Here is a 21787-nt window from a genome sequence, read left to right as displayed (position 1 = left end):
GCGAAACCTCGTCCGTCGGGTGAGACGCGTGCGCGGGACGGGCCCGCCTCCTGCTCCGGCCCGGGCGGCGGGCCTGTCCTCAAACGCCGCGGGGGCTGGTTGAGTGGACGTATGTCGGAATTCGCGGAATTCGAGACGGAACTGCGGGGCGCCGTCCGCGGTGAGGTCGGTTTCGATGTCACGTCCCGGGCCCTGGTCACCATGGACGCGTCCAACTACCGGCGGGTTCCGGCCGGGGTGGTGGCCCCTCGGGACGCGGACGACGTGGCGGCCGTACTGGAGGTGTGCCGGACCCACGGTGTGCCGGTGGTCGCCCGGGGCGGCGGCACGTCGATCGCGGGGCAGGCGACGGGCACCGGAGTGGTGCTGGACTTCACCCGGCACATGAACCGCCTGCTCGCACTCGACCCGGACGGGCGTACGGCGGTGGTCCAGCCGGGGCTGGTCCTGGACCGGCTCCAGGAGGCCGCCGCCCCGCACGGCCTGCGCTTCGGCCCGGATCCCTCCACCCATGGCCGCTGCACGCTCGGTGGGATGATCGGCAACAACTCCTGCGGCTCGCACAGCGTGGCCTGGGGCACGACGGCGGACAGCGTCCGGGAGCTGGACGTGATCACCGCGCGGGGCCGGCGGCTGCGGCTGGGCCGGGACTGGGCCGGGGCGCCGCGAGGCCTGCGGGAACTGGTGGCCGGGGACCTGGCCCGGCTTCGCACCGGCTTCCCGGACCTGCCCCGCCGGATCTCCGGCTACGCCCTGGACGCCCTCCTCCCCGAGCGGGGCGCGGACGTCGCCCGGTCCTTCTGCGGCAGCGAGGGCACGCTCGGGATCCTCACGGAGGCGACCGTACGACTCGTGGCGGCGCCACGCGCGCGTGCGCTCGCGGTGCTCGGGTACGCCGACGAGAGCGCGGCGGCGGACGCGGCGGCGGGGCTGCTGGCCTTCGCGCCGCTGACGGTGGAGGGCATGGCGGCCGACCTGGTGCCGGCCCCGGCCCGACTGCCCCGGGGCGGTGCCTGGCTGTTCGTCGAGACGGGCGGGGAGACGGCGGCCGAGGCACGCGCACGTGCGGAGACGATCGTCGGGGCGGCGGACGTCCTCGACGCGCTGGTCGTCACCGGCACCACCGCCCAACGGGCGCTCTGGCGCATCCGCGAGGACGCCTCCGGTACGGCGACGCGGATGCCGGACGGCAGCGAGGCATGGCCGGGCTGGGAGGATTGCGCGGTACCGCCGGCCCGCCTGGGCGCGTACCTGAGGGACTTCCGTGCCCTGCTGACCGCCCACGACCTGCGGGGCACGCCGTACGGCCACTTCGGCGACGGCTGCATCCACGTCCGTATCGACTTCGACCTGCTGAGCGAGGCGGGCGTGGCCCGCTTCCGCCGCTTCTCGGAGGAGCTGGCGGACGTGGTGGTGGCGCACGGCGGCTCCCTGTCCGGGGAGCACGGGGACGGCCAGGCGCGGGCGGAACTCCTCCCGAAGATGTACGGGGACGAGCTGGTGACGCTCTTCGAACGGGCGAAGGGTATCTGGGACCCCGACGGCCTCCTGAACCCCGGCATGCTGGTCCGGCCCGCCCCCCTGGACGCGAACCTCCGCTTCGCCGTCCTGCCCCGGGAGCCGGTGCCCGTGGCCTTCGGCTACCCGGCCGACGGCGGCGACTTCTCGGCCGCGGTCCGCCGCTGCGTGGGCGTGGCGAAGTGCCGTACGACCGAGACGGGCGGCGCCTCGGTCATGTGCCCGTCCTTCCGGGCGACCGGCGAGGAGGAGCACTCGACCCGCGGCCGGGCCCGGCTGCTGCACGAGATGCTGGCGGGCGAACTGGTGACGGACGGCTGGCGCTCCACGGAGGTCCGGGACGCCCTCGACCTCTGCCTGTCCTGCAAGGGCTGCCGGTCGGACTGCCCGGTCGGGGTGGACATGGCGACGTACAAGGCGGAGTTCCTGCACCACCACTACGCGGGCCGGCGCCGCCCGGCGGCCCACTACAGCATGGGGTGGCTGCCGAGGTGGCTGCGCCTGGTGGCCCGCACCCGCACGGCGGCCCTCGTCAACGTACTCGCCCGGGTACGCCCCCTGGCATCGCTCGCCGGACACCTCGGCGGCATCGCACCGCAGCGGCGGATCCCGCGCCTCGCGGCGGAGCCCTTCAGCCGGTGGGAGCGGCGACGGGAGCGCGGGCGGCTGCGGGAGTGGCGGGCCCAGGCGCGGGCGGGACGGCGGCCGGAGCTCCCGAAGCGGCTGGCCTTCCTGTGGCCGGACACCTTCACGGAGTACCTGTCACCGTCCGTGGGCCGAGCCGCCGTACGGGTCCTGGAGGCGGCGGGCGTGGGCGTCATGGCACTGCCGACCCGGCCGTGGAAGGTGTCGCGGTCGCCCGACGGCGAGGTGCGGGGCATGGGCGTGTTCCCCTGGGGGATCCGCCGGACCCGCGCGTGCTGCGGCCTCACGTACCTCTCTACGGGCCAACTGGACCGGGCCCGCGCGGTGTTGCGCCGGACGCTGGACCTGCTGGAGCCGTTGCTGCTGCCTTCGGACGCGGACGCGGACGTGGACGTGGACCTGGACCTGGAGGCGGAGGGGGGCGCGGAGCCGGAGCCGGACGACGAGTTCCCGTACCCGCCCCCGTTCGTCGTCCTGGAGCCCAGCTGCGCCGCCGCCCTCCGCGCCGACCTGCCGGAGCTGCTCCCGGACGACCCCCGGGCGGCCCGCCTCGCCGCGAGAGTGCTCACCTTCGCGGAGGCACTGGAACGCCTGGCCCCCGGCTGGACCCCGCCCCACCTGGACCGTCCGGTCACCGGTCAGACCCACTGCCACCAGCACGCGGTACTGGGCGACGCCCCCGACCGCCGCCTGCGCGCGGCCGCCGCCCTCACCGGCGACCTCGTCGGCGGCTGCTGCGGCCTGGCCGGCAACTTCGGCTTCGAGAAGGGCCACTTCGAGGTGTCGAAGACCTGCGCGGAGGAACAACTCCTGCCGGCGGTACGGGAAGCCGAACCGGACACGCTGATCCTGGCCGACGGCTACTCCTGCCGGACCCAGCTGGAACAACTGGCGGGGGTACGGGGGAGACATCTGGCGGAGGTGCTGGCGGAAGGGCTGGACCACCAGGTGTCCAGGCGGCGGTAGCGGTCGAGGGCCTCGCGGGCGTCCGGGACGAAGGAGTCGTGGGCGGCCAGGGCGGCCGAGGACCGGGTGATGCGGCGGGGGCGGGAGGTGTTCGCCGGGGTGGCGGCCGAGGTCGAGATCCGCAACGAGGCCCGGGTGCATCTCTGGTACGAGGAGAAGTTCGGGGTGCCCTGCCCGCCGTACGCGTCGACCGACCGTCCTGGGGTGGCCGTAGGCGACACGCTTTGCGAACTGTGCGAAAGGGTTCGGGAGGGGGGTGTCTGTTGTTCTTGACGTGCCACCGGTCCGAGAACAGGAACCCCAGGAGCCCCCAGCCCATGACATCAGCCCTCAGCCTCCGGCCCGTCTCCCGCGCCGAGCACCTCGCCTTCGTCGGCTCCCGTCCCTCCGTCAGTCATATGCAGCTGCCGTCCTGGGGCGAGGTGAAGCCCGACTGGGAGGCGGAGAGCCTGGGGTGGTTCGACGAGGAGGGACGCGTCGTCGGGGCCGGGCTGGTGCTGTTGCGGGCGGTGCCCCGGGTGAAGCGGTATCTGGCGTACCTGCCGGAGGGGCCCGCCATCGACTGGCACGACCCGGAGCCGGAGCGGTGGCTCGGCCCCCTGCTGGCGTACCTGAAGGGGCGCGGGGCGTTCGCGGTGAAGATGGGCCCGCCGGTCGTCGTACGGCGGTGGAGCGCGGAGGCGGTGAAGGAGGCCATCGCCGACCCCGCTGCCCGGCGGCTGCGGGATGTCCCGGAGACGTCGTACGAGGCCGGTGCCGCCGGCCTCGCCGACCGGCTGCGCCGGGCGGGGTGGCGGCAGGCGGCGCCGGGCGGGGAAGCGGGCTTCGCGGCCGGGCAGCCCCGGTACGTGTTCCAAGTTCCGTTCGCCGGGCGGTCGTTGGACGAGATCCATCGCGGGCTCAACCAGCAGTGGCGGCGCAACGTCAAGAAGGCGGAGAAGGCCGGGGTCAAGGTCGTACAGGGCGGATACGACGACCTGCCCGCCTTCTACGGCCTGTACACGGAGACCGCCGAGCGCGACCGCTTCATCGCGCGCCCCCTGTCCTACTTCCAGCGCATGTGGACCGCGCTCACCGCCGAGCACCCCGACCGCATGCGCCTCTACCTGGCCCAGCACGACGGCGACCTCCTCGCCGCGGCCACCATGCTCACCGTCGGCGACCACGTCTGGTACTCCTACGGCGCCTCCACCGGCCGCAAGCGCGAGGTCCAGCCCAACAACGCCATGCAGTGGCGGATGATGTGCGACGCCCACGACCTCGGCGCCGCCGTCTACGACTTCAGGGGCATCACCGACACCCTGGAGGAGTCCGACCACCTGCTGGGGCTGCTGCGCTTCAAGGTGGGGACCGGCGGCGAGGCCGTCGAGTACCTCGGGGAGTGGGACTTCCCGCTCAACAAGCTGCTCCACAAGGCGTTCGGCCTGTACATGGCCCGCCGCTGAGGCCTGCCCGGGGCTCACCGGCCCCGGCTTCATAAGCCGGCTCTCAGGTTCATAAGAGAACTCTCAGGTTCGGGGTCGTTATACAGCCGTTACATAGGTATTCACAGCACCTGCTTGCCGTTTGCGGGCCGACTTTGCCGTTGCTTGGGAACTGGGCCGTGTAAGTTCTTCGATGTCGGGCGGCGGGGATTGCCGAGGATGACGATCCAAAATCCCCGGACGTTGCCCCGAGAGAATTCTCGTACCATCCCGCACCACTTGCACTTCGAACTCTCAAGGAGTCGGAATGAGCCTCAAGAAGCTCGCCCCGCTGCCCCCCAAGCCCAAGAAGCAGCTGCCCCCGCCGCCGCCGAAGCCGAAGAAGCGCGCGCCGAAGCCGGCCCCCAAGCCCATCCCCGGCGACCGGGACAACTGAGTAAGCCGTAAAAAGGACCGACGGTTCGCCGTCGGTCCTTTTTCGCTCCTGTATTTCGGTAATTCCAGCGTCGGAGAGCGGAGGTAGTGCGAAATGCGCGTGAAGGAGAGTGAAGGCGCAGAATACGAGTACGAAGTCGACGACTCGAAACACGAGGACGATGACGAGGAGTACGACGACGAGTACGAGGGCGAGTACACGCCCACCATCCCGGCCCGTGTCGCCTTCCGCCGCTTCTGGCCGCTGACCCGGGGACTGCGCGGCTGGCTGGTGATCGTCTGGGTGTGCACGGTGATCGCCGCGCTCGCCGAGACCGAGGCCATCCTCCTCTTCGGCGACCTCACCGACCACGCCCTGCAGAAGGGTTCGCTCAGCGCCTTCTGGAGCCCGGCCGGCAAATGGCTGGCCATCGCGGTCGTCGGTGCGATCGTCGCGTACGCCGGCAACTCCCTGGCCGCCTGGGTCACCGAACGCTTCGTCATGCGGCTGCGTGAGCACGTCTTCGACCACGTCCAGCAACTGCCCCCGCACTTCTTCCAGCGCCACCGCCAGGGCGACCTGCTCTCCCGTCTGACCAGCGACGTCGAGGCCATCGAGACCATGGTCGTGTCCGGGCTGGTCGGCGCCGCGTCCGCCCTGTTCAGCGCCGTCTTCTACGCGGCCGCCGCGTTCTGGCTGCGCTGGGACCTGGCCGCGGCCACCTTCGTCCTGGCCCCCCTGTTCTGGCTGGCCGCCCGCCGCTTCTCCGGCTCCATCAAGGACGTGTCGCGTCAGGGCCGGGTCGCCGACGGCGCGATCACCTCCGTCGTCGAGGAGTCCCTCGGCAACATCGTGCTGACCCAGGCGTACGACCGCCGCGACGCCGAGCGCCGCCGCCTGAACGAGGAGGCGAGCGCCTGGTTCCGCGCCTCCGTCCGCTCCACCCGGCTCAACGAGGCCTACGAACAGCTCGTCGCGGTCATCGAGACCGTCTGCGTCCTCGCCGTCATCGGCATCGGCGCCTGGGAGATCTCCACCGGCCGCATGACCCTCGGCCAGCTCCTCGCCTTCTCCGCCTTCCTCGGCTACCTCTACCCGCCGGTGCGCGGCCTCGCCCAGTTGGGCCTCACCGTCACCGCCGCCACGGCGGGCGCGGAACGGCTGATCGAGATCCTGGACGTGCAGCCGTCGGTCAGCGACCCGCGCCGCGGCACCGGCACCGACACCGGCCGCCCCGACGGCGCCATCGAGGTCCGCGACGTCGGCTTCAGCTACCCCGGCGCCGACCGCACCGCCCTGGAGGGCCTCTCCTTCACCGTCAGCCCCGGCGAACTCGTGATCATCACCGGCCCCAGCGGCGCCGGCAAGTCCACCGTCTCCAAGATGCTGCTCCGCTTCTACGACCCCGACAGCGGCGAGATCCTCCTCGACGGCGTCCCCCTCCGCGACTTCCCGCTGGCCCGGCTGCGCGAGTACATCACCCTGCTCCCGCAGGAGACCCTCGTCCTGCACGACACCGTCCGGGCCAACATCGCCTGCGGCCGGCCCGGCGCCAGCGACCAGGCCATCGAGGACGCGGCCAAGGCCGCCGACGCCCACGACTTCATCGTCCGGCTCCCCGACGGCTACGACACCAGGGTCGACCCCAACTCCGCCCGGCTCTCCGGCGGTCAGCTCCAGCGCCTGGCCATCGCCCGGGCGATCCTGCGCGACGCCCCCGTCCTCGTCCTCGACGAGCCGACCACCGGCCTGGACGCGATGGCCGCACGCCGGGTCGTCAAACCGCTGCGCCGCCTGATGACCGGCCGCACGACCATCATGATCACCCACGACCTCAACCTCGCCCCCGACGCCGACCGCATCCTCGTCGTCGACCGCGGCCGTATCGTCGAGAGCGGCCGGCACGACGAACTCCTCGCCCGCGGCGGCGCCTACTCCCGGCTGCACCGCTCCCAGAACAACGCGGTGATGGACACCGGCGAACTGCGGCTGCCGCTGTTCGTGGAACAGGGCGGCGCCGCAGCGGCGGCAGGCGCCGTGGGGGCGGGGGTGCCCCAGGCCTCCTACGCGGCGGCGCAGGGCGGCGGGGACGGTGGGTACGCCTACCAGCAGCCGTACGGGAACATGTACGACTACGACGTGTACGCGGCCGCGAGACTATGGCCCCAGCCCATGTACGAAGCCCCCATGGAGACCTACGCGGAGGCCGACTACAGGGCGAACGTGCCCACCACGCTCCCTGACGGCCTCCCTCTGTTCCGCGACGAGGAGCCCTGGCCCGGCATCTGAGCAGCCGCCCCCGGACGGGCCGCAACTCTGGTGAGTGCCCGTCACATGAGTGTTGTTACACACCTATTGCACAGGGGATCTTCAAGAATCCTCCACTTGGTTCGTAGGCTGCATACGCCAATGGGCTCGGCCGGGGGCGACCCGCCGGGCTCCTCGCGATCCCAGGGGGATTCACATGCGTATACGCGTCGCGGCCACCGTTCTCTCCGGTGCGGTCGTACTGTCCGCGCTCGCTGTTCCGGTGGCCGCCCAGGCGGCGTCGCGCCCGAGCGCGGAGGCGCAGCTCAGCTCCTTCTCCGCGAACTCCGCGCCCGCCGGGCACGCGGCGAACTCCGCGCAGACCGTCCGGCCGAAGACCGGGATAGGGACCATCACCTTCTCGAAGGGCGTCGTCAACGGCGGCAAGGACATCGTCCTCGGCACCACCACGAACAAGTCCGTCACCGCGACCTACACCGCCACCAGCTCCAGTGGCGTCGCGCTCACCGAGGCCTTCCTCTGGCAGGGCACCGACCCCTCCAGCACGGACACCATCACCGGCGCCCTGGGCACCGACGACGACCCGGTCTGCACCGAGTCGACCACCCAGACCGGCGTCTACAGCTGCACGGCCGTCTTCAACATCCACGCGGCCACCGACATGAAGAACAACGGCGCCGCCGGCACCTGGAAGCTCGCCATCGGCGGCTACGACCTCAACGCGAGCGCCAGCTTCGACGACAACATCGGCACCGGCAAGATCAAGAAGGCGTCCAAGCTGACCGTCAACGCCACCCCGGAGCCGGTGAAGAAGGGCAAGACCATCACCGTCACCGGCAAGCTGACGCGCGCCAACTGGAACACCGGCACGTACGCGGGTTACGCGTCGCAGAAGGTGCAGCTGCAGTTCCGCAAGAAGGGCAGCACCACCTACACCACCCTCAAGACCATCACCGCCGGCACCGGCGGCGCCCTCAAGACCACCACCAAGGCCACCGTCGACGGCTACTACCGCTACTCGTTCGTCACCAACGCCACCACCGGCGCCGCGACGGCGACCGGCGACTACGTCGACGTGAAGTAACGTCCGGCCGCCACTCGAAGATCTCTGAAGATTCGTTTCACTGCCGTTCGGCCTCGCCCCGCACCCGGGGCGAGGCCGAACGCGTGCCGACTCCCGGTGTCGGCTCCACGGCTCGGTATCTCAGCATCCAGGACAGTTCCATAGGGGGTTCACGCGCCTGTCGGAGTCCATTACCCTGGACTGAGAAGTGCATCGTAATGAACGACGAATCCCCTGGACCGCCCGTGACCACCGCCAGCACCTCGCAGCCGACGTCGACGCCCACGACCACTGCGGTGTCCGCGCCCGCCGCCACCGGCCTCCCGGGCCGGTTCGGTTCGCTCGGGCCCGTCGGGCTGGTCCTCGCCGGAGGGATCTCCGTGCAGTTCGGCGGCGCCCTCGCGGTGACCCTGATGCCCAGGGCGGGCGCCCTCGGCGTGGTGACCCTGCGCCTGCTCGCGGCCGCCGTGGTCCTGCTCGTCGTCTGCCGGCCCCGGCTGCGCGGCCACTCCCGCACCGACTGGGGCACGGTGATCGTCTTCGGCGGCACCATGGGCGCCATGAACGGCCTCTTCTACGAGGCCGTCGACCGCATCCCGCTGGGCCTCGCCGTCACCCTGGAGGTCCTGGGACCGCTCGCCCTGTCGGTGCTGGCCTCCCGGCGCGCGATCAACGCACTGTGGGCGGGGCTGGCGCTGGGCGGCGTCTTCCTGCTGGGCGGCGGAGACTTCAGCGGCCTCGACCCCGTGGGTGTCGGCCTGGCCCTGGCCGCCGGCGCCATGTGGGCCACCTACATCATCTTCAGCGCCCGAACCGGCCGCCGCTTCCCGCAGGCCGACGGCCTCGCCCTGGCCATGGCGGTCGCGGCCCTGCTGTTCCTCCCGCTGGGCGTCGCCGAGGCCGGCGGCAAACTCCTGAACCCGACCACCGTCGCCCTGGGCTCGTCGGTCGCGATCCTCTCCTCCGTCCTGCCCTACACGCTCGAACTCCTCGCGCTGCGGCGCCTTCCCGCCCACACCTTCGCCGTCCTCATGAGCCTGGAACCGGCCATCGCCGCCATCGCCGGCTTCCTCGTCCTCGGCCAGGCCCTGACGGCCACCCAGGCGGGCGCCGTCGCCCTCGTCATCGCGGCGAGCATCGGCGCGGTCCGCTCCCAGGTGGGACGCGGCCGGAAACCGGCGGGCGCTCAGCCGGACTCGGCGGGCGGCGTTCAGCCGGAGCCGGTGGCCGGCCCTCAGCCGGAGCCGGTGGCCGGCCCTCAGCCGGAGGGGAACGGCAGCGCGTCCTGATACCCGTTCGACGGCCGCTGGATCTTCTTCACGGTCTGGGCGTCCAGCGCGACCGGCGCGGACCTCGTGCCCAGCTTCCCGCCGGGATGCCAGTTCCCCGTGACGGAGACCCAGGTGTTGGCGGGCGGGATGCTGTCGCTGTAGATCCGCACCTTCACGGACTGCGCGTCGGCCGCGCAGCAGGAGATGATGATCCGGGTCAGATCCCAGCTCCCGCCCCCCGGCACGGGCGTGACCAGCCCGCTCATCTCCACGGTCCGCGCCTTGATGGCCAGTGAGCGGTCCTGCTGCACCCGGGTGGTGAAGTCCGTGAGCGTGATGGGCAGCGGCGAGGTCCTCGGCAGCGGATCGAAGTCGTCCTGTTCCGCGATGACCTTGGCCGGCTGCCGGGAGGCGGTGTACGCGCCGAGCGCCGGCGGGGCGTAGAAGAGCAGGCTCAGCGCGGGGAGCAGCAGCAGCCAGGCCACCCGGGGGACGGCCGAGTGGTCGTGACCGTGGTGCCGTTCGAGTTCGTCATCCGGTGCGGCCACATGTGCCTGGCCACCATGCCTGCCGTGGCCCTTCCGCTCGCTCCGCCCGTCGCGCGCCGCCGCCTCCACGACGCCCAGCACCAGCAGCACGACCCCGGACACGATCAGCAGCGGCCGCATCCCGGGCTTGACGTAGCGCAGGCACAGGTCGGTGAAGAGGGAGGCGTGCAGCAGGCCGAGGCCGCTGAGGACCAGCAGGGTCACCTGAAGCGGACGTCTCACAGCAGTACCCCTCCGACCAGCACACTGCACAGGACCGCGACGACCGTCGTGGCGGTCGAGAAGCGGGCAGCGAACGCCCGGCCGAACGTGCCCGCCTGCAACGCGATCAGCTTGAGGTCGACCATGGGCCCGACCACCATGAACGCCAGCCGGGCGGTGGGCGAGAAACCCGTGAGCGACGACGCCACGAACGCGTCCGCCTCCGAGCACACCGCGAGGATGATCGCCAGCGCGGCCAGGAACAGCACCGACAGCCAGGGCGAACCGGAGAAGGTGTCGAGCACCGACCGCGGTACGGCCACGTTGAAGGTGGCCGCGGCCATCGCGCCGACCACCAGGAAACCGCCGGCCTGGAGGAAGTCGTGCTGGAACGCGCGCCGGAACTCCGTCCAGCGGTTGTGCCCCGGCTGGTGCCCGGTGTGCCGTACGGCGGGCCGCAGCCACTCCTCCCGGCCCAGCCAGAGCCACAGCCAGCCCATCACGGCGGCGGTGACCAGCGAGGCGAGCAGCCGGGCCAGCACCATCAGGGGAGTGCCGGGAAAGGCGATGGCGGTGGCGGTGAGCACGACCGGGTTGATGGCGGGCGCGGAGAGCAGGAACGCGAACGCGGCGGCCGGGGTGACCCCGCGTCCGATCAGGCTGTTCGCCACCGGCACCGACGCGCACTCGCACCCCGGCAGCACCACTCCGGCGACCCCGGCGACCGGCACGGCGAGCGCGGGCCGCTTGGGCAGCAGCCGCGTGAACACCCGCTCCGGCACGAACGCGTTGATCGCCCCCGACAGCGCCGTACCGAGCAGCAGAAACGGTGTCGCCTGCACGATCACGGCGAGACACACCGTCTGCCAGGCCTGCAGCGCGGCCTTGCTGACGCCCTGGCCCACGAGGAAGAGGGCGGTACCCGGCAGGACGGCGGCGGCCACCAGGAGAAGGGGCCACAGGCGTGGAGGTTCGCGTGGCGGCGGGTCCTCGGTGTCCGCGTCCACCGGGTAGCCGTTCGCCGGGGGCTCGACGACGGCGGTCGCCTCCGCCCCCATGGCGAGTTCATCTGTCCTACGCACGCCCCGCACCCCCCGCACGCCTCACACATCACTCCGTCGCCGGATGTTCGCATCGAACATAGGGCATGACGGTGCCCCCGCCGCGACGGGCTGCGCCAAGGATTGACCCAGGGTGACCCCAGATGTCGCCAAGAAGCACCGCCTCCCGCAGCGGACCAAATTCATGCAAGCGTGCTTGATTGTTTCCGGGGTCGCTGCCATGCTCCTCCCCATGTCCGATCCGACGCCCGTCATCGACGACCTGCGTGAGGAGGGTGCGGAACTCGACCGGCTGGTAGCCGAGTCGGGTACCGACCAGTGGGCTCTCACCACCCCCGCGCCCCGCTGGACCGTCGCCCACCAGATCGCCCACCTCGCCTGGACCGACCACTCCTCGCTGCTGGCCGTGACCGATCAGGACGCCTTCGCCCGCGAGGTGGAGAAAGCACTGGCCGCACCCGGGGACTTCGTGGACAACGGGGCGGAGGACGGCGCCGCGAAGCCCCCCGCCCAGTTGCTCGCGGACTGGCGAGCCGGGCGCGAGGCCCTCGACCAGGCGCTGCGCGCGGCACCCGCCCGGGCGCGTTTCCCCTGGTACGGCCCCCCTATGTCGGTCGCCTCCATGGCCACCGCCCGGCTGATGGAGACCTGGGCGCACGGCCTGGACATCGCGGAGGCGCTGGGTGTGGCCCGCGCCCCCACCGACCGGCTCCGGCACATCGCCCGCCTCGGCGTCCGCACCCGCGACTTCGCCTTCGGCGTGCACGGACTGCCCGTGCCCTTCGAGGAGTTCCGCGTCGAACTGACCGGCCCGTCCGGCGACATGTGGACGTACGGCCCCGAGGACGCCGACGAGCGCGTCACCGGTCCCGCCGTCGACTTCTGCCTCCTGGTCACCCAGCGCGCGAACCGCGCCGACCTCGCCCTCGAAGCCGTCGGCCCCGACGCCGACCGCTGGCTGGACATCGCGCAGGCCTTCGCCGGCCCGCCCGGCCCCGGCCGTCGCCCGAAGGGGGGCACCGGGTGACCCTCCGCATAGGCAACGCCTCCGGCTTCTACGGCGACCGCTTCGACGCGCTGCGCGAGATGCTCACCGGAGGCGAACTCGACGTCCTCACCGGCGACTACCTCGCCGAGCTGACCATGCTCATCCTGGGCCGCGACCGGCTCAAGGACCCCGGCTCCGGATACGCCCGAACCTTCCTGCGTCAACTGGAGGACTGCCTGGGCCTGGCCCACGAGCGGGGCGTGCGGATCGTCACCAACGCCGGCGGCCTCGACCCGGCCGGACTCGCCGACGCGGTACGGCAGCTCGCCGACCGGCTCGGCATCCCGGTGCGCGTCGCACATGTGGAGGGCGACGACCTCACCGCCGCCCACCCCGGCAGCCTCGCCGCCCACGCCTACCTCGGCGGCTTCGGGATCGCCGAGTGCCTGCGGGCCGGCGCCGACATCGTGGTCACCGGCCGGGTCACCGACGCGGCCCTGGTCACCGGGCCCGCCGCCGCGCACTTCGGCTGGCGGCCCGGGGAGTACGACCGGCTCGCGGGCGCCGTGGTCGCCGGGCACGTCCTGGAGTGCGGGACCCAGGCCACCGGCGGCAACTACGCCTTCTTCGCGGAGGCGGGGGCCGACGGCCGGGACCTGCGGCGGCCCGGCTTCCCGCTCGCCGAACTCCACGAGGACGGCAGCTGCGTCATCACCAAGCACCCCGGCACCGGCGGCCTCGTCGACGTCGGCACGGTGACCGCCCAGCTCCTCTACGAGACCGGCGGCGCCCGGTACGCGGGACCCGACGTCACCGCCCGCCTCGACACCGTACGGCTCAGCCAGGACGGCCCGGACCGGGTACGGATCGAGGGCGTCCGGGGCGAGGCACCGCCCCCCACCCTCAAGGTCGGCCGCAACCGGCTGGGCGGCTTCCGCAACGAGGTCGTCTTCGTGCTCACCGGGCTCGACATCGAGGCGAAGGCCGCGCTGGTGCGGGAGCAGATGACCGACGCGCTCGCGCTCGCCGCAACGGCCCCCGCACAGGTCCGCTGGGAGCTGGTCCGCACCGACCGCCCCGACGCCGACACCGAGGAGACCGCCAGTGCGCTGCTCCGGCTCGTCGTACGGGACCGCGACCAGGAGGCCGTGGGCCGGGCACTGAGCGGAGCCGCCGTCGAACTGGCGCTCGCCAGCTACCCCGGCTTTCATGTGCTCGCACCACCGGGGAAGGGCGCCCCCTATGGGGTGTTCGAGGATGTGTACGTCCCCCAGGGCGAGGTGCCCCATCTGGCCGTGCTCCATGACGGCCGCCGGATCCCTGTGCCGCCGGCCCAGGACACCCTCGTACTCCAGGATCCGCCCGCACCGCCGCTGCCCGAGCCGTACCCGGCCGGCGGTCCCACCCGGCGGGCCCCGCTCGGGCTCGTCGCCGGGGCCCGCAGCGGGGACAAGGGCGGGAACGCCAACGTCGGCGTCTGGGCGCGCTCGGAGGAGGCCTGGCGCTGGCTCGCGCACACCCTGACCGTCGACACCTTCCGCCGTCTCCTGCCCGAGACCCGCCAGTTGCCGGTCACCCGGCACCCGCTCCCGGGCCTCCGCGCCCTCAACTTCACCGTAGAGGGCGTTCTCGGCGAGGGCGTGGCCGCCCAGCATCGTTTCGACCCCCAGGCCAAGGCCCTCGGCGAATGGCTCCGCTCCCGCCACCTGGACATCCCGGAGGCTCTGCTGTGACCGTCCTCTCCTCGGCGCTGGACACCTCCTCGCCGGACTACCGGGCGAACCGCGACGCCATGCTCGCCAGACTCACCGACCTGGAGAACGAGCACGCCAAGGCCCTCGCGGGCGGCGGCCCGAAGTACGTCGAACGGCACCGGGGGCGCGGCAAACTCCTCGCCCGCGAGCGCATCGAACTCCTCCTCGACCCCGACACCCCCTTCCTGGAGCTGTCCCCGCTGGCCGCCTGGGGCAGCGACTACGCCGTCGGCGCCTCGCTGGTCACCGGCATCGGGGTCGTCGAGGGCGTGGAGTGCCTGATCACCGCCAACGACCCGACCGTGCGCGGCGGCGCCAGCAACCCCTGGTCGCTGAAGAAGGCCCTGCGCGCCAACGACATCGCCCTCGCCAACCGGCTGCCCTGCATCAGCCTGGTGGAGTCCGGCGGCGCCGACCTGCCCTCCCAGAAGGAGATCTTCATCCCGGGCGGCGCCGTCTTCCGCGACCTGACCCGGCTCTCGGCCGCGGGCATCCCCACCATCGCCGTCGTCTTCGGCAACTCGACGGCCGGCGGCGCCTACATCCCCGGCATGTCCGACCACGTGATCATGGTCAAGGAGCGCGCGAAGGTCTTCCTCGGCGGACCGCCCCTCGTGAAGATGGCGACCGGCGAGGAGAGCGACGACGAGTCGCTGGGCGGCGCGGAGATGCACGCACGCGTGTCGGGCCTCGCCGACTACTTCGCCGTCGACGAACCGGACGCGCTGCGCCAGGCACGGCGCGTGGTCGCCCGCCTCAACCACCGCAAGGCCCACCCCGACCCCGGCCCGGCCGAGCCGCCCGAGTACGCCCCCGAGGAGCTGCTGGGCGTGGTCCCCGGCGACCTCAGGATCCCCTTCGACCCGCGCGAGGTGATCGCCCGGCTCGTCGACGCCTCCGACTTCGACGAGTTCAAGCCGCTGTACGGGACGAGCCTCGCCACCGGCTGGGCAAGCCTGCACGGATACCCCGTCGGCATCCTGGCGAACGCGCAGGGCGTGCTGTTCAGCGAGGAGTCCCAGAAGGCCGCCCAGTTCATCCAGCTCGCCAACCAGCGCGACATCCCCCTCCTCTTCCTCCACAACACCACCGGCTACATGGTCGGCAAGGAGTACGAGCAGGGCGGCATCATCAAGCACGGCGCGATGATGATCAACGCGGTCAGCAACAGCCGCGTCCCGCACCTGTCCGTCCTCATGGGCGCCTCCTACGGCGCCGGGCACTACGGCATGTGCGGCCGCGCCTACGACCCCCGCTTCCTGTTCGCCTGGCCCAGCGCCAAGTCCGCCGTCATGGGCCCGCAGCAGCTCGCCGGCGTCCTCTCCATCGTCGCCCGCCAGTCCGCCGCCGCGAAGGGACAGCCGTACGACGAGGACGGCGACGCGGCCCTGCGCGCCATGGTCGAGCAGCAGATCGAGTCCGAGTCGCTGCCGAAGTTCCTGTCCGGGCGGCTGTACGACGACGGCGTCATCGACCCGCGCGACACCCGCACCGTCCTCGGCCTGTGCCTGTCCGCCATCCACACCGCCCCCTACGAAGGCGCGCGGGGCGGCTTCGGCGTCTTCCGGATGTGAGGGACCACGTGATTTCGACCCTGCTCGTCGCCAACCGAGGCGAGATCGCCTGCCGGATCTTCCGTACCTGCGCCGAACTCGGCATCAGGACCGTCGCCGTGCACTCGGACGCCGACGCGAACGCGCTCCACGCGCGCGTGGCCGACACCGCCGTACGGCTGCCGGGCGCGACACCCGCCGACACCTACCTGCGCGCCGACCTGGTGGTGAAGGCCGCCATCAGCGCCGGCGCGGACGCCGTGCACCCCGGGTACGGCTTCCTCTCCGAGAACGCCGACTTCGCGCGCGCCGTCCTCGACGCCGGCCTGGTCTGGATCGGGCCGCCCCCGGAGGCGATCGAGGCGATGGCGTCCAAGACCCGCGCCAAGGAGCTGATGGGGATCGCGCCCCTGGGCGAGGTGGCCGAGTCCGACCTCCCGGTGCTGGTCAAGGCCGCCGCCGGCGGCGGCGGGCGCGGCATGCGCGTCGTGCGCCGCCTCGACGAACTGGGCGCCGCACTGGAGGGCGCGCGCGCCGAGGCCGCGAGCGCCTTCGGTGACGGCGAGGTCTTCGTCGAGCCCTACATCGAACGCGGCCGCCATGTGGAGGTGCAGATCCTCGCCGACACGCACGGCACGGTCTGGCCGCTCGGCACACGCGACTGCTCGCTCCAGCGCAGGCACCAGAAGGTCATCGAGGAAGCACCCGCACCCGGCCTCCCCGAGGGCCTCGTGAAAGAGCTGCACGCGCTGGCCGTGCGCGCCGCACGCGCCGTCGCCTACGCGGGTGCCGGCACCGTCGAGTTCCTCGTCGCCGACGGCAGGGCGCACTTCCTGGAGATGAACACCCGTCTCCAGGTGGAACACCCCGTCACCGAGGCCGTGTTCGACCTCGACCTCGTCGCGGAACAGATCCGCGTCGCCGAGGGCCACGCCCTCCCCCTCGACCCGCCACGCGCGCGTGGCCACGCGATCGAGGCCCGCCTCTACGCCGAGGACCCCGCCCGCGACTGGGCCCCGCAGACCGGCACCCTGCACCGCCTGGCCGTACCGGACAGCGTCCGCCTGGACACCGGCTACACCGACGGCGACGAGATCGGCGTCCACTACGACGCCATGCTCGCGAAAGCCGTCGCCCACGCCCCCACCCGCGCGGAAGCCCTGCGCAGACTGGCCCACGCCCTGGAACGGGCCACCCTGCACGGCCCCACCACCAACCGCGACCTCCTCGTCCGCTCCCTGCGCCACGAGGAGTTCGCGACCGCCCGCATGGACACCGGCTTCTACGACCGCCACCTCCCGGAGCTGACCCCGCCGGCCCCCGACCCGCACGCCCCCCTCGCCGCCGCCCTGGCCGACACCCACGGCCGCTCCCGCTTCGGCGCCTGGCGCAACCTGCCCTCCCAGCCGCAGACCAAGCGCTACCTGATGGCCGGCGAGGAACACGAGGTCCACTACCGGCACACCCGCGAGGGCCTCACGGCAGACGGCGTACGGATCGTGTACACGGACGCGCGTCTCGTCGTCCTCGACATCGACGGCGTCCACCGCAAGTTCGAGGTGGCGCGGTACGGCGACCAGGTCCACGTCAACAACCTCACCCTCACCGCCCTGCCCCGCTTCCCCGACGCCAAGGCTCAGCCGGCACCGGGGTCCTTGCTGGCACCGATGCCGGGAACGGTCGTACGGGTGGCGGAAGGGCTGGAGGCGGGCGCGACGGTGGAGGCCGGCCGGCCCCTGATCTGGCTGGAGGCGATGAAGATGCAGCACGTCATCTCGGCTCCGACGACGGGAACGCTTGAGGCCCTGCACGTGACCGAGGGCCAACAGGTAGAGCCCGGCTCTCTACTGGCGGTAGTACAGGCGCCCCGATAGGGGCGCGGGGCTGTATTCGACATGCGGCTGCCGCCGCGTGAGCGCGACCGGCCACGACTCACCCGTACCCGAAGGAGCCACCATGCCCCCCCAAATCGAAACCGACGAACACAAGGCACTCCGCGAGGCGGTAGCCACCCTCGGCAAGAAATACGGCCGCACCTACATGACCTCGGTGATCGCCGCCGGAGGCCACCCCACCGAGCTCTGGCAGGAGGCGGGCAAGCTCGGCTACCTCGGCGTCAACCTCCCGGAGGAGCACGGCGGCGGAGGCGGCGGCATCACCGAACTCTCCATCGTCCTCGAAGAACTCGGCGCGGCCGGTTCCCCCCTCCTCATGCTCGTCGTCTCACCCGCGATCTGCGGCACGGTGATCGCCCGCTTCGGCACCGACGCCCAGAAGCGGGCCTGGCTGCCCGGACTCTCCGACGGCTCCCGCCTCATGGCCTTCGGCATCACCGAACCCGACGCAGGCTCCAACTCCCACCGCATCACCACCACCGCCCGCCGCGACCCCGACACCGGCGACTGGCTGCTCACCGGCCGCAAGGTCTTCATCTCCGGCGTCGACATGGCCGACGCGGTCCTGATCGTCGGCCGCACGGAAGACGCCCGCACCGGCCGCCTCAAGCCCTGCCTGTTCATCGTCCCGACGGACGCCGCCGGCTTCCAGAAACGCCCCATCGACATGGAACTCGACGCCGCCGAGAAGCAGTTCGAGCTCATGCTCGACGACGTACGGCTGCCCGCGGACGCGCTCGTCGGCGACGAGGACGCCGGCCTGCTGCAACTGTTCGCGGGCCTCAACCCGGAACGGATCATGACGGCCGCGTTCGCGATCGGCATGGGCCGCTACGCCCTCTCGAAGGCCATCGAGTACGCGCGCGACCGCACCGTCTGGAAGGCCCCCATCGGCGCCCACCAGGCCATCGCCCACCCCCTCGCCCAGGCGCACATCGACCTCGAACTCGCCCGCCTGATGATGCAGAAAGCGGCACACCTGTACGACGCGGGCGACGACGTCGGCGCAGGTGAGGCCGCCAACATGGCGAAGTACGCGGCAGGGGAGGCGTGCGTGAAGGCCGTCGACCAGGCCGTGCACACCCTCGGCGGCAACGGCCTCACCCGGGAATACGGGCTCGCCTCGTTGATAACGGCCGCGCGCGTGGCTCGTATTGCTCCGGTGAGCAGGGAGATGATTCTCAACTACGTCTCCCACCAGACCCTCGGCCTGCCCAAGTCGTACTGAGGTCGTACCGAAGTCGTCCCCAGGCTCAAGGCCGCCTTGGAGGAACCGTGTTCCGCAGCGAGTACGCAGACGTTCCGCCCGTAGAACTCCCCATCCACGAGGCCGTGCTGGGCCGCGCCGCCGACTTCGGTGACGCGCCCGCCCTGATCGACGGCACCGACGGCACCACCCTCACCTACGCACAACTGGACCGGTTCCACCGGCGGATCGCGGCCGCGCTCGCCGACGCCGGCGTCCGCAAGGGCGATGTACTCGCCCTGCACAGCCCGAACACGGTCGCCTTCCCCACGGCGTTCTACGCGGCCACCCGCGCGGGGGCCGCCGTCACCACCGTGCACCCGCTCGCCACCCCCGAGGAGTTCGCCAAACAGCTCAAGGACTCCGCGGCCCGCTGGATCGTCACTGTCTCGCCGCTGCTGGAGTCCGCCCGCCGGGCCGCCGAACTCGCCGGCGGCATAGCGGAGATATTCGTCTGCGACAGCGCACCCGGACACCGCTCCCTGATCGACATGCTGGCCAGTGAAGCCCCCGAGCCCGAGGTCGACATCGACCCCGTCGAGGACGTCGCCGCCCTGCCGTACTCCTCCGGCACCACCGGCGTCCCCAAGGGCGTGATGCTCACCCACCGGCAGATCGCCACCAACCTCGTCCAGCTGGAACCCGCCGTCCCGGCCGGCCCCGGCGACCGCATCCTCGCCGTCCTCCCGCTCTTCCACATCTACGGCCTCACCGCGCTCATGAACGCGCCGCTGCGCAAGGGCGCCACCGTCGTCGTCCTGCCCCGCTTCGAGCTGGAGACCTTCCTCGCGGCGATCCAGAACCACCGCATCACCGGCCTGTACGTCGCCCCGCCGATCGTCCTCGCCCTCGCCAAGCACCCCGCGGTCGCCGACTACGACCTGTCCTCCCTGAAGTACGTCATGAGCGCCGCCGCCCCCCTGGACGCCCGCCTCGCCGCCGCCTGCTCACAGCGGCTCGGCCTGCCGCCGGTCGCCCAGGCCTACGGCATGACGGAACTCTCGCCCGGCACCCACGTCACCCCGCTCGCCGCCCTGGAGAAGGCGCCGCCCGGCACCGTCGGCAAGCTCATCGCCGGCACCGAGATGCGGATCGTCTCCCTCGACGACCCCCGCAAGGACATCGGCATCGGCGAACCCGGCGAGATCCTCATCCGCGGCCCCCAGGTCATGAAGGGCTACCTCGGCCGCCCCGACGCCACCGCCGACATGATCGACCCCGACGGCTGGCTGCACACCGGGGACGTCGGCCATGCCGACGCCGACGGCTGGCTGTTCGTCGTCGACCGGGTCAAGGAACTCATCAAGTACAAGGGCTTCCAGGTGGCCCCCGCCGAACTGGAGGCCCTCCTGCTCACCCACCCGGGCATCGCCGACGCCGCCGTCGTCGGCGCCTACAACCAGGACGGCAACGAGATCCCGCACGCCTTCGTCGTCCGCCAGCCCACCGCCGGCGACCTCACCGAGAACGAGACCATGCTCTACGTCGCCGAACGCGTCGCGCCCTACAAACGCGTCCGCAAGGTCACCTTCATCACCGGCGTGCCCCGCGCGGCCTCCGGAAAGATACTCCGCCGCGAACTGCGCGCCCTCGCCAAGGCCGGGGAACCCGAGGAGGGCCCATGACGTTGATCGGACAGGCACACGCACGTGCCGTCACCACCCTCAGCCTCGACGCCACCGCCACCCGCAACGCCCTCTCCGCCGCCCTCGTCGCCGAACTCGCCGAGGCCCTCACCGACTGTGCCAAGGACCCCGACGTCCGCGCCGTCGTCCTCACCCACACCGGCACCACCTTCAGCGCCGGCGCCGACCTGCGCGACCCGCCCGACCCCGACGCCCTCGTCCGGCTCCTCCGCCAGATCGTCGAGCTGCCCAAACCGGTCGTCGCCCGCGTCACCGGCCATGTCCGCGCGGGCGGCCTCGGCCTGCTCGCCGCCTGCGACATCGCGGCCGCGGCCACCGGGTCCACCTTCGCCTTCACCGAAGTACGCATCGGAGTCGCCCCCGCGGTGATCTCCCTGCCCCTCCTGCCGCGCACCGACCCCCGCGCCCTCGCCCGCCACTACCTCACCGGCGAACGCTTCGACCCGCCCGAGGCCGTGCGCCTGGGCCTGATCACCACCACCGCCGACGACGTCGACACCGCCCTGGCCCCCATCCTCGACGGCCTCCGCCGCTCCTCACCCCAGGCCCTGGCCGAGACGAAACGGCTGCTCACGGCTAGGGTGCTGGAGACATTCGACCGGGACGCGGCCACCCTCACCGCGCTCTCGGCCCGGCTGTTCTCCTCCGACCAGGCCCGCGAGGGGATGACGGCCTTCCTCGAACGACGGGACGCGGCGTGGGTGGTGTGAACACGGGGGTGAGCACGGCGGAACGCGCCCCCAAACAGGACCGCAGCCGGGCCACCCGGCAGCGGCTCCTGGAGGCCGCCGTGGCCTGCCTCGCCGAGCACGGCTGGACGGGCTCCACGGTCGCCGTCGTCGCCGAACGCGCCGGCGTCTCCCGGGGCGCCGCCCAGCACCACTTCCCGACCCGCGAGGACCTCTTCACGGCGGCCGTCGAATACGTCGCCGAGGAGCGCTCCACGGCCCTGCGCGCCCTCTTCCCCGAGGGCACCACCGGCGACCGCCGAGCAGTCGTGTCCGCCCTCGTCGACCTCTACACCGGTCCCCTCTTCCGCGCCGCCCTCCACCTCTGGGTCGCCGCCTCCAACGAGGACCAGCTCCGCCCCCGCGTGACCGAACTGGAGGCCCGAGTGGGCCGTGAGACCCACCGCATCGCCGTGGACCTGCTCGGCGCCGACGAGACCCACCCAGGCACCCGCGAGACGGTCCAGGGCCTCCTGGACATGGCACGCGGCCTGGGCCTCGCCAACCTCCTGACCGACGACAAGGGGCGGCGGGAGCGGGTGGTGACGCAGTGGGCGCTGCTACTGGACGAGACCCTGGGCTGAAGCACCCCGTCAG

16 protein-coding genes and 1 pseudogene are annotated in these 21787 nt (G+C 72.2%); 15 read left to right on the top strand and 2 right to left on the bottom strand.

The window, feature by feature from the left end:
* Positions 1 to 111 precede the first annotated feature (111 nt).
* The 7 genes and pseudogenes from OHB00_RS23165 to OHB00_RS23135 all read left to right on the top strand — a co-directional run bounded on the left by OHB00_RS23165 (position 112) and on the right by OHB00_RS23135 (position 9588).
* Entirely contained in the window at positions 112 to 3129 is a 3018-nt protein-coding gene (locus OHB00_RS23165; RefSeq protein WP_406437156.1) for an FAD-binding and (Fe-S)-binding domain-containing protein, read from the top strand.
* 54 nt (positions 3130 to 3183) lie between these two features.
* A pseudogene (locus OHB00_RS23160) lies at positions 3184 to 3319 on the top strand (nucleotidyltransferase family protein); the annotation flags it as partial.
* 127 nt (positions 3320 to 3446) lie between these two features.
* Positions 3447 to 4574 (top strand): lipid II:glycine glycyltransferase FemX, encoded by a 1128-nt coding sequence (locus OHB00_RS23155; RefSeq protein WP_406437154.1) that lies wholly within the window; start codon positions 3447 to 3449, stop codon positions 4572 to 4574.
* A gap of 286 nt (positions 4575 to 4860) precedes the next feature.
* Positions 4861 to 4989, top strand: coding sequence for a hypothetical protein (locus tag OHB00_RS23150; RefSeq protein WP_388922044.1), 129 nt, complete (start codon positions 4861 to 4863; stop codon positions 4987 to 4989).
* Between the two features lie 93 nt (positions 4990 to 5082).
* Positions 5083 to 7257 (top strand): ABC transporter ATP-binding protein, encoded by a 2175-nt coding sequence (locus OHB00_RS23145; protein ID WP_406437151.1) that lies wholly within the window; start codon positions 5083 to 5085, stop codon positions 7255 to 7257.
* Positions 7258 to 7432: 175 nt separating this feature from the next.
* Positions 7433 to 8320, top strand: a complete 888-nt coding sequence (locus OHB00_RS23140; RefSeq protein ID WP_406437149.1) for a hypothetical protein — start codon at positions 7433 to 7435, stop codon at positions 8318 to 8320.
* 197 nt (positions 8321 to 8517) lie between these two features.
* Positions 8518 to 9588, top strand: coding sequence for an EamA family transporter (locus tag OHB00_RS23135; protein WP_406437148.1), 1071 nt, complete (start codon positions 8518 to 8520; stop codon positions 9586 to 9588).
* Here OHB00_RS23135 and OHB00_RS23130 read toward each other — a convergent pair.
* Positions 9558 to 10340: a TIGR03943 family putative permease subunit gene (locus tag OHB00_RS23130; RefSeq protein WP_406437146.1), complete on the bottom strand. Its 783-nt coding sequence runs from the start codon at positions 10338 to 10340 to the stop codon at positions 9558 to 9560. The two genes, OHB00_RS23135 and OHB00_RS23130, sit on opposite strands and share 31 nt — an antisense overlap.
* The gene (locus tag OHB00_RS23125) at positions 10337 to 11401 is read right to left on the bottom strand and encodes a permease (protein WP_406437144.1); all 1065 of its coding nucleotides are present in this window, start codon (positions 11399 to 11401) and stop codon (positions 10337 to 10339) included. The genes OHB00_RS23130 and OHB00_RS23125 overlap by 4 nt, the downstream gene beginning before the upstream one ends.
* Positions 11402 to 11612: 211 nt before the next feature.
* On the opposite strand from OHB00_RS23125, the gene OHB00_RS23120 reads away from it, so the two are divergent.
* From OHB00_RS23120 to OHB00_RS23085, 8 genes are all read left to right on the top strand, one after another.
* Positions 11613 to 12407, top strand: a complete 795-nt coding sequence (locus tag OHB00_RS23120; RefSeq protein WP_406437142.1) for a TIGR03084 family metal-binding protein — start codon at positions 11613 to 11615, stop codon at positions 12405 to 12407.
* On the top strand, positions 12404 to 14101 hold the full coding sequence (locus tag OHB00_RS23115; RefSeq protein WP_406437140.1) for an acyclic terpene utilization AtuA family protein: 1698 nt from the start codon (positions 12404 to 12406) through the stop codon (positions 14099 to 14101). Before OHB00_RS23120 ends, OHB00_RS23115 begins: the two co-directional genes overlap by 4 nt.
* Positions 14098 to 15696: an acyl-CoA carboxylase subunit beta gene (locus OHB00_RS23110; protein ID WP_406437138.1), complete on the top strand. Its 1599-nt coding sequence runs from the start codon at positions 14098 to 14100 to the stop codon at positions 15694 to 15696. Before OHB00_RS23115 ends, OHB00_RS23110 begins: the two co-directional genes overlap by 4 nt.
* Positions 15697 to 15704: 8 nt before the next feature.
* Positions 15705 to 17549, top strand: coding sequence for a biotin carboxylase N-terminal domain-containing protein (locus tag OHB00_RS23105; protein WP_406437137.1), 1845 nt, complete (start codon positions 15705 to 15707; stop codon positions 17547 to 17549).
* A gap of 82 nt (positions 17550 to 17631) precedes the next feature.
* Positions 17632 to 18798 carry an acyl-CoA dehydrogenase family protein gene (locus tag OHB00_RS23100; protein WP_406437135.1) on the top strand — a complete coding sequence of 389 codons (1167 nt, stop codon included), beginning with the start codon at positions 17632 to 17634 and terminating at the stop codon, positions 18796 to 18798.
* A 47-nt stretch (positions 18799 to 18845) separates the two neighbouring features.
* Positions 18846 to 20441, top strand: coding sequence for a 4-coumarate--CoA ligase family protein (locus OHB00_RS23095; RefSeq protein WP_406437133.1), 1596 nt, complete (start codon positions 18846 to 18848; stop codon positions 20439 to 20441).
* On the top strand, positions 20438 to 21172 hold the full coding sequence (locus OHB00_RS23090) for an enoyl-CoA hydratase family protein (RefSeq protein ID WP_406437131.1): 735 nt from the start codon (positions 20438 to 20440) through the stop codon (positions 21170 to 21172). Before OHB00_RS23095 ends, OHB00_RS23090 begins: the two co-directional genes overlap by 4 nt.
* Positions 21160 to 21774, top strand: coding sequence for a TetR/AcrR family transcriptional regulator (locus OHB00_RS23085; protein ID WP_406437129.1), 615 nt, complete (start codon positions 21160 to 21162; stop codon positions 21772 to 21774). Before OHB00_RS23090 ends, OHB00_RS23085 begins: the two co-directional genes overlap by 13 nt.
* Positions 21775 to 21787: the final 13 nt, after the last annotated feature.

Origin of the sequence: Streptomyces sp. NBC_00631 (assembly GCF_045206895.1) — a bacterium.
Lineage (GTDB): Bacteria > Actinomycetota > Actinomycetes > Streptomycetales > Streptomycetaceae > Streptomyces.
This window is presented reverse-complemented; position numbering and strand designations above follow the sequence as displayed.